At 71.4% G+C, this 15363-nt stretch carries 15 protein-coding genes and 1 pseudogene; 10 read left to right on the top strand and 6 right to left on the bottom strand.

Annotated elements, in window-relative coordinates; all coding sequences use genetic code 11:
• The first annotated feature begins 29 nt into the window (after nucleotides 1-29).
• Nucleotides 30-1862 carry a GmrSD restriction endonuclease domain-containing protein gene (locus ACCP09_RS27580; RefSeq protein WP_433751494.1) on the top strand — a complete coding sequence of 611 codons (1833 nt, stop codon included), beginning with the start codon at nucleotides 30-32 and terminating at the stop codon, nucleotides 1860-1862.
• 5 nt (nucleotides 1863-1867) lie between these two features.
• On the opposite strand, the pseudogene ACCP09_RS27575 reads toward ACCP09_RS27580, so the two are convergent.
• A pseudogene (locus ACCP09_RS27575) lies at nucleotides 1868-2173 on the bottom strand (nucleotide pyrophosphohydrolase); the annotation flags it as partial.
• A gap of 55 nt (nucleotides 2174-2228) precedes the next feature.
• Here ACCP09_RS27575 and ACCP09_RS27570 point away from each other — a divergent pair.
• From ACCP09_RS27570 to ACCP09_RS27550, 5 genes are all read left to right on the top strand, one after another.
• Nucleotides 2229-2576: a hypothetical protein gene (locus ACCP09_RS27570; RefSeq protein ID WP_020416402.1), complete on the top strand. Its 348-nt coding sequence runs from the start codon at nucleotides 2229-2231 to the stop codon at nucleotides 2574-2576.
• 75 nt (nucleotides 2577-2651) lie between these two features.
• On the top strand, nucleotides 2652-3695 hold the full coding sequence (locus ACCP09_RS27565; protein ID WP_123684269.1) for a hypothetical protein: 1044 nt from the start codon (nucleotides 2652-2654) through the stop codon (nucleotides 3693-3695).
• Nucleotides 3692-4855, top strand: a complete 1164-nt coding sequence (locus ACCP09_RS27560) for a hypothetical protein (RefSeq protein WP_433751492.1) — start codon at nucleotides 3692-3694, stop codon at nucleotides 4853-4855. Before ACCP09_RS27565 ends, ACCP09_RS27560 begins: the two co-directional genes overlap by 4 nt.
• A gap of 6 nt (nucleotides 4856-4861) precedes the next feature.
• A complete protein-coding gene (locus tag ACCP09_RS27555) occupies nucleotides 4862-5887 on the top strand; it encodes a hypothetical protein (protein WP_037322730.1) in 1026 nt (341 codons plus the stop codon).
• 51 nt (nucleotides 5888-5938) lie between these two features.
• Nucleotides 5939-7408, top strand: coding sequence for a hypothetical protein (locus ACCP09_RS27550; RefSeq protein WP_378334517.1), 1470 nt, complete (start codon nucleotides 5939-5941; stop codon nucleotides 7406-7408).
• On the opposite strand, the gene ACCP09_RS27545 is transcribed toward ACCP09_RS27550, so the two are convergent.
• From ACCP09_RS27545 to ACCP09_RS27535, 3 genes are all read right to left on the bottom strand, one after another.
• Entirely contained in the window at nucleotides 7405-7572 is a 168-nt protein-coding gene (locus ACCP09_RS27545) for a hypothetical protein (protein ID WP_167344619.1), read from the bottom strand. The two genes, ACCP09_RS27550 and ACCP09_RS27545, sit on opposite strands and share 4 nt — an antisense overlap.
• Before the next feature lie 127 nt (nucleotides 7573-7699).
• Nucleotides 7700-8632 carry a type I pantothenate kinase gene (coaA, locus tag ACCP09_RS27540; RefSeq protein WP_017986156.1) on the bottom strand — a complete coding sequence of 311 codons (933 nt, stop codon included), beginning with the start codon at nucleotides 8630-8632 and terminating at the stop codon, nucleotides 7700-7702.
• Nucleotides 8633-8775: 143 nt separating this feature from the next.
• The gene (locus ACCP09_RS27535) at nucleotides 8776-9390 is read right to left on the bottom strand and encodes a macro domain-containing protein (protein WP_027933031.1); all 615 of its coding nucleotides are present in this window, start codon (nucleotides 9388-9390) and stop codon (nucleotides 8776-8778) included.
• A 97-nt stretch (nucleotides 9391-9487) separates the two neighbouring features.
• Between ACCP09_RS27535 and pheA the strand changes: the two genes are divergently transcribed.
• From pheA to ACCP09_RS27520, 3 genes are all read left to right on the top strand, one after another.
• Nucleotides 9488-10402, top strand: a complete 915-nt coding sequence (gene pheA / locus ACCP09_RS27530) for a prephenate dehydratase (protein WP_027933030.1) — start codon at nucleotides 9488-9490, stop codon at nucleotides 10400-10402.
• A complete protein-coding gene (locus ACCP09_RS27525) occupies nucleotides 10399-11016 on the top strand; it encodes a histidine phosphatase family protein (protein WP_123684265.1) in 618 nt (205 codons plus the stop codon). Before pheA ends, ACCP09_RS27525 begins: the two co-directional genes overlap by 4 nt.
• A gap of 153 nt (nucleotides 11017-11169) precedes the next feature.
• A complete protein-coding gene (locus ACCP09_RS27520; protein WP_037322728.1) occupies nucleotides 11170-11808 on the top strand; it encodes a DUF4232 domain-containing protein in 639 nt (212 codons plus the stop codon).
• Here ACCP09_RS27520 and ACCP09_RS27515 read toward each other — a convergent pair whose 3' ends face one another.
• Nucleotides 11809-12213 (bottom strand): hypothetical protein, encoded by a 405-nt coding sequence (locus tag ACCP09_RS27515; RefSeq protein ID WP_017986161.1) that lies wholly within the window; start codon nucleotides 12211-12213, stop codon nucleotides 11809-11811.
• Between the two features lie 96 nt (nucleotides 12214-12309).
• Here ACCP09_RS27515 and ACCP09_RS27510 point away from each other — a divergent pair, with 96 nt between their 5' ends.
• Entirely contained in the window at nucleotides 12310-13872 is a 1563-nt protein-coding gene (locus ACCP09_RS27510) for an AMP-binding protein (protein WP_433751487.1), read from the top strand.
• Here ACCP09_RS27510 and ACCP09_RS27505 read toward each other — a convergent pair.
• Nucleotides 13859-15070, bottom strand: a complete 1212-nt coding sequence (locus ACCP09_RS27505) for an MFS transporter (protein ID WP_433751485.1) — start codon at nucleotides 15068-15070, stop codon at nucleotides 13859-13861. The genes ACCP09_RS27510 and ACCP09_RS27505 overlap by 14 nt on opposite strands.
• Between the last annotated feature and the right edge of the window lie 293 nt (nucleotides 15071-15363).

The following is a 15363-nucleotide window of genomic DNA, read 5'->3' as shown; positions in this document are numbered from 1 at the left end:
ATGCCCGTTCCGATTCGAGGTCACCGCTCATGCCGTTCGAGAGTCCAGACGTCCCGCTCAACGAGTTGCTCACCGACATCGGGAAGGGAAAGGTCCAGTTGCCCGACTTCCAGCGTGAGTGGAAGTGGGACGACGACCACATCAAGTCCCTGCTCACGACGGTGTCACTCGGCTATCCCATCGGCGTCGTGATGACTCTCGAGACGGGCAGCGACTCGGTCAGGTTCAAGCCCAAGCCGCTGAGCGGCGTGACGGGCGATGTCGTCGAGCCCGAGCAGCTGCTCCTCGACGGCCAGCAGCGTCTGACCTCGCTCTTCCGGGCCCTCAAGGCGGGCACCGCTGTGGAGACGTTGGACGCGCGCAAGCAGAAGCTGAGGCGCTGGTACTACATCGACATCGACAAGGCACTCGGTGACGAGGGTGACCGAGACGAAGCCATCGTGTCCGTTCCGGAGGACAAAGTCCTGCGTGAGGACTTCGGGCGACGCGTCGTCGCGGACTACTCGACGCCGGAGCTCGAGTGTGCCGCTGGAGTCTTCCCGCTCTCCCGCGCGCTGGAGGGCGCTTCGATCCTCGGCTGGGCCCTCCAGTACTTCAAGACCTCTGAAGATCGTCAGCAGCGCTGGCAACGGTTCCAGGACGAAGTGCTCACCAAGATCCAGACCTACATGGTGCCGGTCATCAAGCTGACCAAGGAAACCCCGAAGGAAGCGGTCAGCACGGTCTTCGAGAAGGTCAACACCGGTGGTGTCCCGCTCAACGTGTTCGAGCTGGTGACCGCGACATTCGCGGGCGAGCAGTGGCACTACGAGGAGCACGGTGACGACTTCCGCCTCGCTGATGACTGGAAACGGATCCAGGAGAACCTGAAACAGCATCGGGTGCTGCAGGGGTTCGAGAACACCGACTTCCTGCAGGCCGTCACGCTGGTCGCCACCTTCGAGCGGCGCGGCGGCACCTCGGCCGTGTCCTGCAAGCGCCGCGACATCCTACGGCTCTCGCTGCGCGAGTACCTCGCTATCGCGCCGCGCATCGAGAAGTCGCTGCACTGGGTCGCAGCGTTCTTGAACCAGCAGCGCGTCTTCCGGTCGGCGGACCTGCCCTACCGCACGCAGATCGTGCCGCTCGCCGCGATCCACGCCGTCCTCGGACAGGCTGCCGAGTTCCACGCGAACGCCGCCAAGATCGAGCGCTGGTACTGGTCGGGCGTCCTCGGCGAGATGTACGGCGGATCGGTCGAGACCCGGTTCGCCCGCGACCTCGAAGGCGTCGTGGACTGGCTGACGGGGTCGGGGCGGGAGCCGCAGACGGTGGTCGACGCGACCTTCCACGAGCAGCGCCTGATCACGATGCGGACGCGCAACAGCGCGGCCTACAAGGGCGTGTACGCGCTGCTCATGCGCGACGGATGCCGGGACTGGATCTACGACCAGCACCTCGATCTGGCCTCGTTCTTCAACCACAGCGTGGACATCCACCACATCTTCCCGAAGAAGTGGTGCGTCGAGAACGGGGTCGACATGGACCGCCGGGAGAGCATCGTCAACAAGACGGCGCTGTCCTCGCGGACGAACAGGATGATCGGCGGCCGGTCACCGAAGGAGTACCTGGAGAAGGTCGACCGCGAGGCCGGGCTCCCGTCCGAGCAGGTGGACACGCTGCTGCGCACCCACCACATCGATCCGGGCGCCCTCCGCGCCGCCGACTTCGAGACCTTCTTCGCCAACCGGTCGCGATCGCTCCTGGAGCTCGTGGACCGGGCAATGGGGAAGCCGGCCACCCGGACCGTTCAGGAACCGGACGCGGACCGCCCGGATTCGTTCGAACCGGACGAGCCCGAGGCCGGGGACGCGGATCTCTGATCAACCGGGAAGCGTGACTCGTTGTGGTTCACCTTTGCTTCGGCGGCTTCCAGGAGGTCCACGCCGAGCACGTCGGCCAGCCGGGCGAGGTAGATGGTCACGTCGGCCAGTTCGTCGAGCACCGCGGCGCGCGTGGCCGGGTCGTCGAGCACCGAGGCGGACTCCGCGGGCGTCAGCCACTGGAACAGCGCCGTCAGCTCGCCCACCTCCCCGGACAGGGCCATCACCAGGTTCTTCGGCGTGTGGAACCGTTGCCAGTCCCGGGCGGCGGCGAACTCGGCCAGCCGCCGTTGCAGATCGTCGAGCGTCACAGGGCGCAGTATCCGGTGCCGCACGACCCGATCGGGTTGCGGTATCACTGTGGGTATGTCGCCGATCCCCGAGCTCCAGCAACGCCAGATCGATCGCTGGTGTGAGCGGCGGGTTCCGGCTGGTCAGCGCGGCGAGTACAGCGTGATGTCCCGCTGGCGCGGGCGCATCGTGACCCTCGTCGAGCGGCGCGCCGAATGGGCCAGCGGCGGTGCCGCCGAACGGCCGTTCGCGCAGCTCCGCTACGGCCTGGACGAGATGTGGTCGCTCTACTACCTCGCCGACGCGGGACGCTGGCGCCCGTACCCGCGCAGCGTCCCGGAGATCTCGCCTGTCCCCCTCCTGGACGACCTCGATCGTGGCGCGGAGACCGGCTACTTCTTCCAGTGGCTCAGCCCCTGCTGACGCTCACGCAGCGTCAGAGAAGACGACGCTGTTGGGTGACGGTCTCCTTCCATCGGGTGCGGCAGGATTGTCCGCATGACCTCGGCCCCGGATCTGCGTGCCTACCTGCGCACTCTCGACGCGGAGACGCTGGCCGAACTCCTCCTCGAACAGGCGGACCGTGACCCGCGGTTACGACACGAGCTGGAGTTGCGCGCCGTCGCGCACGGCACCGTCGGTCCGGTTCTCGACACTCTGCAACGACTCCTCGACGCCGGCACCCAGGCCGACCTGACCCCGCTGGCCCGCCGCATGGCCGACACCGAGGCCACCGGCGCCGAGCTGCGCCGCGCGATCGGCCTCTACGCCCGCGCCTGCGCCGTCCACCCACCCGACCCGCGCGAACTCGCCGACTGGATCCTGGAAACGCAGCTCGACCGGCCCGGCTGGCCAGAGATCAACCTCGCCGACTTCGCCGCCGCGCTCGGCGACGAAGGGCTCGCGCACCTGAAGGCCGCGCTCGGCGAGGCTCCGGAGAACGACGCCACCCGCCGCCTGACCGAGCAGCTCGCCGAGGTCACCGGCGACGTCGACACCCTCCTCGCGATCCTGTCCGCAAAGCCGCCCACCCCGGCGACCACGCTGCGCATCGTCCGCCTGCTGCGCTCCGCGGGCCGCCACGGCGAGGCCATCGCCCACGCCGCCCGCACCGTCGTGCACCCGCGCGAGGGTGTGCTGGCCCTGCGTCGCGCGGAGTTCCGCCGCCACCCCTCGCCGGACACCTACCGCGCGCTGCGCGCCGCCGCCGAGGAGCTCGGCCGCTGGCCCGAGGAACGCGAGCAGGCGCTCGCCCGCCTCGCCGAACACGACCCGGCTCAGGCGATCCCCGTCTACCGCCTGCACGTCGACGAGCTGATCCAGCTCAAGGACCCCGGCGGCTACCGCGAGGCGGCCCAGCGGCTGCGTGAGCTGCGGGCCCTGCACAAACGCGCGGACCGGGTGCCGGAGTTCGGCGAGTACCTGGCCGGCTTGGTCGAGACGCACAAGCGCAAGACCCGCCTGCTCGTCGAGGTCCGCAATGCGCGCATCGCCCTGCCCAGGGTGGTCCCCGGCCGCGGAGCTGCCACCATGGGCGCATGAGCCCGGTCAGCCGGAAGCGAAAGCCCGCGAAGAAGAAGTCCGGCGTCTCCGACGAGCGTCGGCAGCTGCTCAAGACCGTGCTCGCCGACGCGGAGGACGCGCTGGCCGAGCGCGACCCGATCGAGGTCGAGCTGATGGCCTCGACGATCCTCGGCGACCTCTGGCACCCCTCCGACGAAGGCCGCGACGTCGTGTTGCCGCTGATCGACGACGCCGCCCGCCGTCCGAGCCCGGCCGCCCGCGCGCTGCTGCGGATGCTGCAGCACCTGGCCCTCACCGAGGAGCAGCGCGGCAGGGCCGAAGCGGCGGCGGACGCGTTCTCCGCGATGCCCGAACCGCCCTGGGACCTGGGCGACCTCACCGTCACCGGGTGCTGGCAGCAGGCCGACGTGTACGGCGACGGGGCCACCCTGCTGCTGTGCGCCGACCGGGCCGGCCACGCGCACGGGCTCGTCGCCGAGGTCGAGCTCAGCGGCGGCGGCCTCGGCGACGTCTACCTCACCGACCACGTGGACGACCTGGTGGACAGCATGCGCGCGGGCGAGGAGGCCAGCGAGGTCCTGGTGACCGAGCAGATCCCCCTGGCGAGGGCGCGCCGCATCCTGGAGGACGCGGTCGCGGTCAACGACAGCGCCGCGGCCCTGCTGCCGGACGTGATCGCCGAGGACCCGCTCACCCCGCTGCGCGGGCTGGTCGCTGCCCGGCTGCGCGCCATGCCGCCCGCCGAGCCGCCCGCGGAGCCGCCGACGTTCACCGAGGAGGAGCGGGAGGAGCTGGTGCGCGCCTTCCTCGCCGAGGCCGACGGCGTCCGCGACGACCGCTGGTTCACCGACTGCGTCCGGTTCGTCGTGGACTACGGCTGCGACGACGACTTCGGCCGCCCGCTGCGGGTGGGCCCCGGCAAGTTCGACCTCCTCCTCGAGGACGTCCTCAACGCCGAGGGATTCCCCGAGGAGTTCCTGGCGACCCTGCCAGAGGTCCTGCCGCCGTGGGGCCGCTGGGCGGGCGAGCGCTCCGGGCTGCGGCCGGCCGCGATCGACCGGCTGCTGGAGGAGCTGGACGAGATCACCGAGGAGTTCCGCGACCTGCTCGCCGAGGAAGACGCGGATTTCGATCATGAAACAGGCGGTGCCGCGCCGATCGCGCTGCGACGCGAGTAGGCCAGGATGTGCGGGGTGACGGATCTCCGCGCCTACCTGTCCTCCCTCGACTCCGAGACGCTGGCCGGACTGCTCCACGAACAGGCCGAACGCGATCCGGACCTGCGGCGGTCGCTCGAACTGCGGGCCGCGGCGACCGAGCCGCAGGCGGAGGTCGCGAAGATCGGCCCGGTGCTGGACACCGTGCAGCGGCTGCTCGACTCCGGCACCCGCGCCGACGTCGCCCCGCTGGCCCGGCGCACCGTCGAGCGCATCTGCCGCGACGAGGGCGACGGCGCCGAACTGCGGCGCGCCCTCGGCCTCTACGCGCGGGCCTGCGCGGCCCGGCCGCCGGACCCCGTCGAGCTGGCGGACTGGCTCGCCGGCATCGCTTTCGACGGGCGGACCGAGATCGACCTGGCCCAGTTCGCCGTCCCGCTCGGCGAGACCGGGCTGGCCCAGCTGCGGTCCCACGTCGACCGGGCAGGCCGCGACCGGGCGAAACGGCCGGTCGCCGAGCGGCTGCACGAGCAGCTGGTGGAGATCTCCGGCGACGTGGACGGCCTGGTCGCGATCCTGTCCAGGCAGCTGCCGAGCATGGAGGCGAGCCTGCGGATCGTGCGGGTGCTGCGCGCCGCCGGCCGCACGAGCGAGGCGATCACCTACGCGGCGCGGGCGCTCAAGCAGGACCCCGCAGCCACCGAACTCGCCGACGACGTGCTGGGCCTGCGGCGCGCGGAGTTCGACCGCGAGCCGACCGTCGCCAACGCGGACGCGCTGATCGAGGCACTGGTCGGGGCAGGCCGCGAGGACGAGGCGGCGGAGCTGCTGGAGGTCCACCGGCGCCACGTAGAGGAGCTGATCGGCGGCCGGACCGTCGAGCAGTACCGCGAGGCCGCCCGCGCCCTGCGCCGGCTGCGCACGCTGTACCGCACGGTCGGCCGCCCGGCGGACTTCGCGCCCTACCTGGCCGAACTGGTCGGCAGGCACAAGCGGAAGGCCCGGTTGATCACCGAGATCCGGAACGCCCGGATCGCGCTGCCCAAGGAGTGAAACGCCGATCCCGCGCGTCGGCCCGGCCGCGGCTGGTGCGAACATGAGCGCATGACCGAGGTGCCGCAGCCGGAGACCGCCTTCGACGAGGTTCTGAACGCCTTCGCCGAACTGGGGAACGACGCCGATCCGACCCGCGTCGAGCTGGTCACCTCGGAGATCCTCGGCGAGTGGTGGGAGGCCGACGACGACCTCGCGGCAGGCCTGATCGACCTCGCCGCGAGCGCCGCCGAGCCGGAGCGCCTGGTGGCGCCGCTCGCCGCGCTGCGGGTGCTGGCCACGGACGAGGACCAGCGCGAGGCCGCGGGCCTGGCGCTGGAGAAGTTCGGGCTGCCCGAGCCGGCCTGGGCCGCGAAGCTGAACCAGGTCACGCCCGGCGCCTGCTGGCGCGCCACCGACGTCTACGGCGACGAGAGCTCGGTGCTGGTGTCGTTCGGCGACCACGGGCTGGTCGTGTCGATCAACTACGGCAGCTTCGGCGGGTGGGTCACCGACGCCGCGATCGTCGAGTCGCCGCAGGACGTGCTGGCCGAGCTGCGGACGGTCGGCGAGTCCGCGGAGATCAGCCCGGAGCAGGCCCACGAGGTGATCGCGGACGCGTTCGCGGGCACCGAGTGGCAGGCCGAGCCCGAGGTGGGCGAGGACTTCGTCCGGTTCCGCGCGCTCGCGCTCGCCCGGCTGCGCACGTTGCCGGAGCCGGCGGAGGTCGCGGAGCCGGAGCCGCTGTCGGTCGAGGAGCAGGCCGAGGTCATCGACTCGTTCTTCGCCGCGGCCGGGAACGAGGTCGGCGACACCGAGGACGCCCGCGTGGTCGCGCTGCGGCTGATCGAGTTCGGCCTGGAGCACGACGCACGGCGCCCGCTGCGGGTCGGCCCAGCCAAGCTGGAGTCCTTTGTGGACTTCGTGGACGACGGGCAGATCGAGCTGACCGAGGAGCAGGACGCGGCGATGGCCGCGCTGCTGCCGGTGTGGGCGCGCGTGTTCGGCGAGCGCCAGGGCCTGCCGGAGGACGCCCTGACCGCGCTGGTCGAGGCGGTCGAGGACCGGCTGGACGACCGCGAGCCGGAGGAGGAGTCCGCATTGGACGCCTACCTGGCGGGTTCGGAGGACCTGACCCCGGAGGACGTGCAGGACCTGCTGGAACGCCGCCAGTTCGCGCTGCCGTCGCTGACGGTCGAGACCGAGGACGACGAGGTCGAGCTCGACCCGTCCGACCCCGAGCAGCGCCGCATGCTGGTGCTGAGCGAGTTCGCGGCCGAGTTCGAGGACGACGACGAGTCGGAGCTGCGGGCGGTGGCGCTGACGACGGTGGTCGACCAGCTGTGGGACGGCGAGCCCGCCGAGACCTGGATCGCCGCCCAGCGCCTCAGCGAGTCCGGCCTGGAGCGCGACGAGGTGCTGGCCGAGCTGACGGCGGTCCTGGAGGAGCACCTCACCCAGGACGAGGACGGCGAGCTGGAGTTCGACCTCGACGACTACGTCGCCGCCCTCGACGAGCTGGACCCGGGCGCGGAGGACTAGGGGACCGCGGTCGGGCTCTCCACGGCCACGGGGTCGAGCGGGCGCTTGCGGCGGCGGTCGGCGAGAGCGTCTTCGAAATCGAGGACGAACGCACCGAAGGCCATCACCAGCAGCACCGTGATACCGAGCACGGCGCCGATCCACGTGATGATGATCGCGAACATCGGCGTGCCTCCTCCCTGGTCAGGGCGCATTTCCTGCACTCCAGGGTGAGCTTTGCGAAGTGCCGGCGGTATCGGCCAACCGGTTACCGCTCGGTCACCGGGGTCAGCCATTCGGCCGAGGCCGCGCCTACAGTTTGCGCAGGCGGACGCGGTTGATGCTGTGGTCCGGGTCCTTCCGGAGCACCAGCGTCGCGCGCGGGCGGGTCGGCAGGATGTTCTCCACCAGGTTCGGCTCGTTGATCGTGCGCCACAGGTGCCGCGCCTCGGCGCGGGCCTCCACGTCGTCCAGCGTCGCGAAGTGGTGGAAGTGCGAGGCCGGGTCCGCGAACGCCGTGCTGCGCAGCTTCAGGAACCGCTCCACGTACCAGCGCTCGATGTCCTCGATGTGCGCGTCCACGTAGATGGAGAAGTCGAACAGGTCCGACACCGTCAGGCTCGGACCGGGCTGCAGCACGTTCAGGCCCTCGATGATGAGGATGTCCGGCCGGTTCACGACCTGCTCCTCGCCGGGCAGGATGTCGTAGGCGAGGTGCGAGTACACCGGCGCGCTGACCGACTCGGCGCCGGACTTGACGTCGGAGACGAACCGCAGCAGCGCGCGGCGGTCGTAGCTCTCCGGGAAGCCCTTGCGGTGCATGATGCCGCGGCGGACCAGCTCGGCCTTCGGGTAGAGGAAGCCGTCGGTGGTCACCAGGTCGACGCGCGGGTGGTCGGGCCAGCGGGCGAGCAGGGTGCGCAGGATCCGCGCGGTGGTCGACTTGCCGACCGCGACGCTGCCCGCGATGCCGATCACGAACGGCACCTTCGTGCCGCGGCAGTCCTCGCCGAGGAAGGTCGTGGTGGCTTCGTAGAGGCGTTGACGCGCCGCGACCTGCAGGTTGATCATCCGCGACAGCGGCAGGTAGACCTCGGCGACCTCGGTCAGATCGATCTGCTCCCCGAGCCCCCGCAGACCGCGCAGCTCCTCGGCAGTCAGCGGCAACGGGGTGCTGCGACGCAGCTCCCGCCACTGCTCCCGGTGGAGCTCGACGTACGGGCTGAGCTCACGTACCCGTGGCATTCCCACACTCCTTGCCCGTCGGTGGGCTGGGCTGGCGTCGACATCTCCGGTAACGCAGGTTCAACGGTAGGTCTTACGGCGCGTAAATGCGCTGTGACCTTCTACACGCACCCCGGAAACCATGCCTGACCAGCGCGGGAGTGCTAGCTGCGCCGGAAGACCTCGTCCCAGGCCGCCGCCACCTGGCGCGCGCAGGTCTCCGGGCTGACCCCGCCGACGCCGGTGCCGAGACCGGGCATCGCGATGGTGCCGACGACCGCGCGCACCGCCACGCCCTGCTCCAGCACGCCGTCGCGCCACTGCAGGAACACCGCCCGCGCCGCCAGGTACGGGTGGACCGTGTCGGCGGGCAGGCGCTCGCCGGGTTCACGCATCGTCGGCGCGCTGATCAGCCACGCGGGGGCGGGCTCGCCGGTCGGGACCACGACCGCGCTGCCCACCGGCAGCTCGCCGCCGTGGTAGGCGAGGATCGTGCTGCGGACGTTCTGCTCGACGTTCGGGAAGGCGCGCGCGTACACGGCGTCGATCCCGCCGCGCATCCAGCCGAACGAGTTCGCCGGGCTCACCACGGCGTCGGCGACCACGTCCAGCACCGAACCCCGGTGCACGAGCACCGATCCGGTCATCGTGTCCACAACGGAGCGCCACGCGCTGGCGAGTGGTTCGTCGACGGCACACAGCACCAGGACGGGAGTCGAGGGTGCGACCTGGTCCTCCGTTCGGTTGCCGGTGGGTTGGGTGCCCGATTCGGCAGTCACCCCTACACCATGCCAAAAAACACGATCCCGCGTAACCACGCGGCGCACTCGAATGCCTGAACAAACCAAGACGCGGCGCGGTGCGTAGCCTGTCCGCGTGTCACGGATCGCATATTTCGGGCCGGTCGGGACGTTCACCGAGCAGGCGGCGCGCACCTTCACGGCGGCGGGGGACGAACTCGTCGCCGCCGAGACGATTCCCAAGGCGCTGGACGCCGTTCGGCGCGGCGAAGCGGACGCGGCATGCGTGCCGGTCGAAAACTCCGTCGAGGGCGCGGTTCCCGCGACGCTGGACAGCCTCGCCGTCGGCGAGCCGTTGATCGGTGTTGCGGAAGCCTTGCTACCAGTGCACTTCAGCGTTCTCACGCGGGACGACGTCGGCGAAATCCGTACTGTGGCGAGCCATCCGCACGCGCTCGCGCAGGTCCGGAAGTGGCTGGAGGACAACCTGCCCGGCGCCCGCGCGGTGGCGGCCGGCTCGACCGCGGCGGCCGCGGTCGCCGTGCAGGCAGGGGAGTTCGACGCCGCCGTGACCGCGCCGGTCGCCGTCGAGCACTACCCGCTCAAGGTGCTGGCGACGGAGGTCGCCGACGTCCGCGACGCCCGCACCCGGTTCCTGCTGATGCGGCGGCCCCCGGTGGCGTTGCCGGAGCCGACCGGCGCGGACCGCACCTCGATCGTCGCCGCGGCCGCCAACCGCACCGGCGCGCTCGCCGAACTGCTCACCGAGCTCGCGACCCGCGGCATCAACCTGACCCGCCTGGACGCCCGCCCGAACAAGCAGAACTTCGGCGAGTACCGGTTCTTCATCGACTTCGAGGGACACGTCGCCGAGCCGCGCATCGCCGACGCGCTCGCCGCGCTGCGCCGCCGCTGCCGGGATGTCCGTTTCCTCGGTTCGTTCGCCAGGGCCGACGGGGTGACGGCGACCATCGAACCGGCCGCCCGCAACGAAGACTTCACCGACGCCGCGGACTGGGTCGCCGCGGTGCAGAGAGGGGAGCAGGCGTGAAGCTGTACCTGGTCCGGCACGGGCAGACCGCGGCCAACGTCGCGAAGAAGCTGGACACCGCGCTGCCCGGGCCGCCGCTCACCGAGCTGGGCCACGAGCAGGCGCGGCAGCTGGCCGAGAAGCTCGCGACCGAGCCGGTGGAGGCGGTCTACGCCTCGCACGCGACCCGTGCGCAGCAGACGGCCGCCCCGCTCGCCCAGGCGCTGGGCATGACGGTGGAGCGGGTCGAGGGTGTGCACGAGATCGTCGTCGGGGACCTGGAGGGCCGCCACGACCGGGAGGCGATCGAGCACTACCTGACGGTGCTCAGCCACTGGACGCGCGGCGAGCTGCACGTCGCGATGCCCGGCGGGGAGTCCGGCGAGCAGGCCAGGGCGCGGTTCACCGGTGCGATCGCCGGTCTCGCCGAGCGCCACGACCTCACCCGATCGGACGGTGTCGTGGTGCTGGTCTCGCACGGCGGGCTGATCCGCATCGGTGCGGAGTGGCTGGCCCCGAATGTGCGGCCCGAGCTGGCCGATCAGGGCCTGATCCCGAACACCGGCATCGTCGAACTGGAGATCGCCGCGGATGGTGGCTGGCAGTGCCTGAACTGGGCCGGTTTGCCCATGTAGGCGACTTGTCGGGCGGTGACGCAGCGTGTCTTGTTGTAGTTTCACCGCATGTCGCGATGGGTCGTCGGAAAATCGCGTGACACCACGCAACCCGGCGTGTGGACCGCACGTCTCCCGGGTAGTGCTCCGATCGGCACAGGGAGGGGAAAGATCGTGGTTCGAGGACATTTCCCGCGCATCGGGCTGGGTGTGGCGACGGCGGCAGTGGCGGCCGTCCTGGCCGGTTGCGGGACCGCGGGCACGGAGAACGCCCAGCCGCAGTCGGGGGCGCCGACGACGCCAGGGGCCACCTCCAGCAGCCCGTCCACGTCCCAGTCGACAACCGAACCGGACGCGGCGACCAGCACGAAGGCCGGCGAGACGCTGTGCAAGTCCGGCGACCTCAAGCTGACCCTCGGCCGCGGCGACGCCGGTGCGGGCACCGTCTACCGGCCGCTGATCTTCACCAACGTGAGTGACCGTCCGTGTGTGATCCAGGGCTTCCCGGGCGTCTCGTACGTCGCCGGGGAGGACGGCCACCAGGTGGGCCCGGCGGCGGTCCGGCAGGGCGAGAAGGGCGGCGCGTTCACGCTGAACAACGGCGACACCGCCTACGCCGAGGTCGGGTTCGTCAACGTGCAGAACTACGACACCGTGACCTGCCAGCCGCAGCCGGTGCGCGGCCTGCGGGTCTACCCGCCGCAGGAGACGGCGTCGATGTTCGTCGAGCTGCCCACGACGGGCTGCGCGAGCGAGAAGATCCCCGGTGACCAGCTCACCGTCAAGACGATCGAAAAGGGCAACGGCGAGTAGCTAGACGGTGCCGCAGATTTCGCGCGCCTGGGCGAGGTGCCGCCGACCGTTGGGATCGGCGAAGTTGAGGCTCAGCGCCATCCGCCGCACGCCGTCGATGTGGTCGGCCAGGTCGTCGTAGGTCGAACTGACCTCGGCGGCCGCCGCCGCGAGCGCGTCCGCCGCCATGATGTGCTGCAGCACGCCGGGTTCGAGCGTGCCGCGGCCGACGCGGCCCTCGGGCAACGGCTCGGCCCTGGCCAGCGCGGCGCACGCGGCCTTCGCGTCCGCGGTCGGGCCGCTCACCGCGGTGGTCGACGCCCACAGCACGCCGATCATCCCCGCACCCACCGCGAAGCCGGCGACACCCGCCAGCACCAGCCGGCGCCGCGCCGCCACCGGCTCCTCGGACTCACTGATCCGCATAGGACATTCCAGCACCGACCGGACGCCCGCACCATACGCTGATCGGCCCCCATCCGGGGGTGGCACGCGCGGGCCCCGGCGACGACCATCGGGTCCATGACACCGACGTCCCCCTACGACCGGCCGGACGCCTGCGTCGCCCGGCTGCTGTGCGACGACCACCCGGACGGCGACGTGGCCTTCACCGTCGTCGAACCGGACCTGACCAGCCGTGACCTGACCTTCGGCGAGCTGCGGGACGCCTCCGCGCGCTTCGCCACCGCGCTGGCGGAACTGGGGATTGGGCGCGGCGACCGGGTCGCGACGCTGATGACGAAGTCGGCCGAGTTCGTCGTCGCCGTACTGGGGATCTGGCGGCTCGGCGCGGTGCAGGTGCCGCTGTTCACCGCCTTCGCGCCGCCCGCGATCGAAACCCGGGTCGGCGGAGTCAAGGTGGTCGTCGCCGACCCGTCGCAGCGCGCCAAGCTCGACGAGGTCCCCGGCGAGCGGCGCGTGATCGTCACCGGTGCGGCGAGCGGGGACGACATCGCGTTCGCCGATCTGCTGCGCGCGGAACCGCAGCCGGAGCCGGTCGCCGTCGGCGGTGACGGCACGATCGTCGAGCTGTTCACGTCCGGCACGACCGGCGCGCCGAAGGGCGTGCCGATCCCGGCGCGGGCGATCGCCGCGTTCCGGATGTACCAGGAGTTCGGCCTGGACCACCGGCCCGACGACGTGTTCTGGAACGCCGCCGACCCGGGGTGGGCCTACGGCCTGTACTACGCCGTGATCGGCCCGCTCGCGCTCGGGCAGCGCAGCCTGCTGCTGCACGCCGGGTTCTCCCCGGAGCTGACCTACTCGGTGCTGGACCGGTTCGGCGTCACCAACTTCACGGCGGGGCCGACGGTCTACCGCGCGCTGCGCAACGCCGATGTGCCCGTGCCGGACGGGTTGCGGCTGCGGCACTGCTCGTCCGCGGGCGAGCCGCTGAACCCGGACGTCATCGAGTGGGCGGAGAAGGCGTTCGGCGTGCCGATCCTGGACCACTACGGGCAGACCGAGCTGGGCATGGTGATCGCGAACGGCTGGCACCCGGACGTCCGCGGCGAGCTGCGGCCGGGGGCGATGGGACGCGCGCTGCCCGGCTGGCGCGCCGAGGTGCTGCGCCCCGACGCCGACGAGGTCGCGCCGCCCGGTGAGCAGGGCCGGGTGGCCGTCGACCTGGAGCACAGCCCGCTGATGTGGTTCACCGGCTACCGCGACGCGCCGGATCGCACGGCGGAGCGGTTCTCCGCCGACGGCCGCTGGTACCTGACCGGTGACGTGGCCACGAAGTCCGCGGACGGCTACTTCACGTTCGCCTCGCGCGACGACGACGTCATCCTGATGGCCGGGTACCGGATCGGCCCGTTCGAGGTGGAAAGCGTGCTGCTGCAGCACGACGCCGTCGCGGAGGCGGCCGTGGTCGGCCTGCCGGACGAGCTGCGCGGCGAGGTGCTGGCCGCGTTCGTCGTGCTCCGCCAGGGCGCCGAGCCGGGCGAGGAGCTGGTGGCGGAGCTGCAGCAGCTGGTGAAGACGAAGTTCGCGGCGCACGCCTACCCGCGCCAGGTGCACTTCGTGTCCAAGCTGCCGAAAACCCCGAGCGGCAAGTTGCAGCGGTTCCTGCTCAGGAAGAGCTGACCGGCTCGCGGTCCATCGAGAACCGCCACAGCAGCAGCGCGGCGAGCGCGGCCAGCGCGATCTGGGCGCCGCCGGACACCGCGAAGGTGGCGCTCGCGCTGCCGAGCACCTCCGTCAGCGCGCCGCCGACCAGCGCGCCGAGCGGGATCGCGCCCCACACGACCGTCCGCCACACCCCGAGCACGCGGCCGAGCAGCTCGCTCGGCACCAGGGCGTGGCGGGCGGTCGCCAGCACCACGTTCACCGCGACGACGGCCGCCGCGAACAGGCCGAACAGGGCGGCGGAGGCGACCGGCTGGTGGACAAAGCCCATCGCGCCGAACCCGACGCCACCGGCGAAGATCCCGGCCACCAGCACCGGCCGCCGCCCGGCGAGCCGCACCAGCCGCGGCGCGACCGCGGCGCCGGCCAGCCCGCCGATGCCGCCGACGAACGTGAACAGCCCGAACGCGGCCTCGCTCAGCCCGAGGTCCTCCAGCGCGTACAGCACCAGCTGGGCCTGGGCCATCTCGCTGGCGAAGCTGATCAGCCCGGCGATCACCACCAGACGGCACAGCAGCGGATGGTGGACCAGCCACTTCAGCCCGTCGACCAGATCGGTGCGCAACCGGGTCGGCCCGGCTCGGGTTTTCGGCCGGAAACTGCCCGTCAGCCCGAGGAGCAACGCGGCGGCGACGGCGAACCCGGCCGAGTTCAGCAGGAACGGGAACGCGGCGAACAACGCGAACGTCAGGCTGCCGACCGGCCCGCCCAGGAAGGTCTGGCCGAGGATCTCGGCGGCCTGGAACTTGCTGTTCGCGCTCTCCAGCTGATCCGGCCTGGCCAGCGCCGGGATCATCGCGTTGCCCGCGCTCTCCGCCACCGTCTCGGCCGCGCCCAGCAGCAGCGCGGCGACGTAGACGAGCCAGATCGACAACGCGCCGGTGTACACGAGCAGGGCGGTCAGGCCGACAACCACCGCCCGCATCGCGTTGGCCAGCAGCACGGCGCGCTTGCGGTCCACCCGGTCCGCCAGCGTCCCCGCGAACACGCCGAGCAGCAGCCACGGCAGGAACTGGGTCGCGGACAGTGCGCCGATCTGCACCGGGTCCCGGGTGAGGGTCGTGGCCAGCAGCGGAAAGGCGACCTTGCCGATCCCGTCGGCGAGGTTGCCCACCCCGTTGGCCGCCAGCAGCCAGCTCAGCCGCCGGTCCGGCATGCGTCCTTCATGATCACCCTCGGTAGCGTGCTGGTTCCCCAGTGCTTTGAATGCTGCCATGTGAGGGGTTCGGGAAGCGAGTTGATGAACCCGAAATGGGGGCGGTTTTGGGTTTGGGTTTGGGGTCAAAGAAGAAGAAGTGCCTCGCCGGCGGGCAAGCTCTGGGGAGGAGGGGGCCGGGTCGTGGGGGTGGTTGCGTTTGTAGTGCCCGTTGCGTTGGGTCGGGTGGGCCTAGGCTCGCGTCCGCCCCGTGGCCAGGCAGCAGGGAAGCACCAAAGACAGGCCCTGTCCAG

This window comes from Amycolatopsis sp. 3B14 (assembly GCF_050958625.1).
Lineage (GTDB): Bacteria > Actinomycetota > Actinomycetes > Mycobacteriales > Pseudonocardiaceae > Amycolatopsis_E > Amycolatopsis_E thermoflava.
This window is presented reverse-complemented; position numbering and strand designations above follow the sequence as displayed.

Bases quoted from the DNA above. Each gene is read 5' to 3' on its own strand.
- ACCP09_RS27565 (WP_123684269.1), top strand. From the start codon at position 2,652: ATGACCTCGGCCCCGGATCTGCGTGCCTACCTGCGCACTCTCGACGCG.
- ACCP09_RS27555 (WP_037322730.1), top strand. From the start codon at position 4,862: ATGTGCGGGGTGACGGATCTCCGCGCCTACCTGTCCTCCCTCGACTCC.
- ACCP09_RS27580 (WP_433751494.1), top strand. From the start codon at position 30: ATGCCGTTCGAGAGTCCAGACGTCCCGCTCAACGAGTTGCTCACCGAC.
- ACCP09_RS27570 (WP_020416402.1), top strand. From the start codon at position 2,229: ATGTCGCCGATCCCCGAGCTCCAGCAACGCCAGATCGATCGCTGGTGT.
- ACCP09_RS27510 (WP_433751487.1), top strand. From the start codon at position 12,310: ATGACACCGACGTCCCCCTACGACCGGCCGGACGCCTGCGTCGCCCGG.
- ACCP09_RS27560 (WP_433751492.1), top strand. From the start codon at position 3,692: ATGAGCCCGGTCAGCCGGAAGCGAAAGCCCGCGAAGAAGAAGTCCGGC.
- ACCP09_RS27550 (WP_378334517.1), top strand. From the start codon at position 5,939: ATGACCGAGGTGCCGCAGCCGGAGACCGCCTTCGACGAGGTTCTGAAC.
- ACCP09_RS27545 (WP_167344619.1), bottom strand. From the start codon at position 7,572: ATGTTCGCGATCATCATCACGTGGATCGGCGCCGTGCTCGGTATCACG.
- coaA (WP_017986156.1), bottom strand. From the start codon at position 8,632: ATGCCACGGGTACGTGAGCTCAGCCCGTACGTCGAGCTCCACCGGGAG.
- ACCP09_RS27505 (WP_433751485.1), bottom strand. From the start codon at position 15,070: ATGCCGGACCGGCGGCTGAGCTGGCTGCTGGCGGCCAACGGGGTGGGC.
- ACCP09_RS27515 (WP_017986161.1), bottom strand. From the start codon at position 12,213: ATGCGGATCAGTGAGTCCGAGGAGCCGGTGGCGGCGCGGCGCCGGCTG.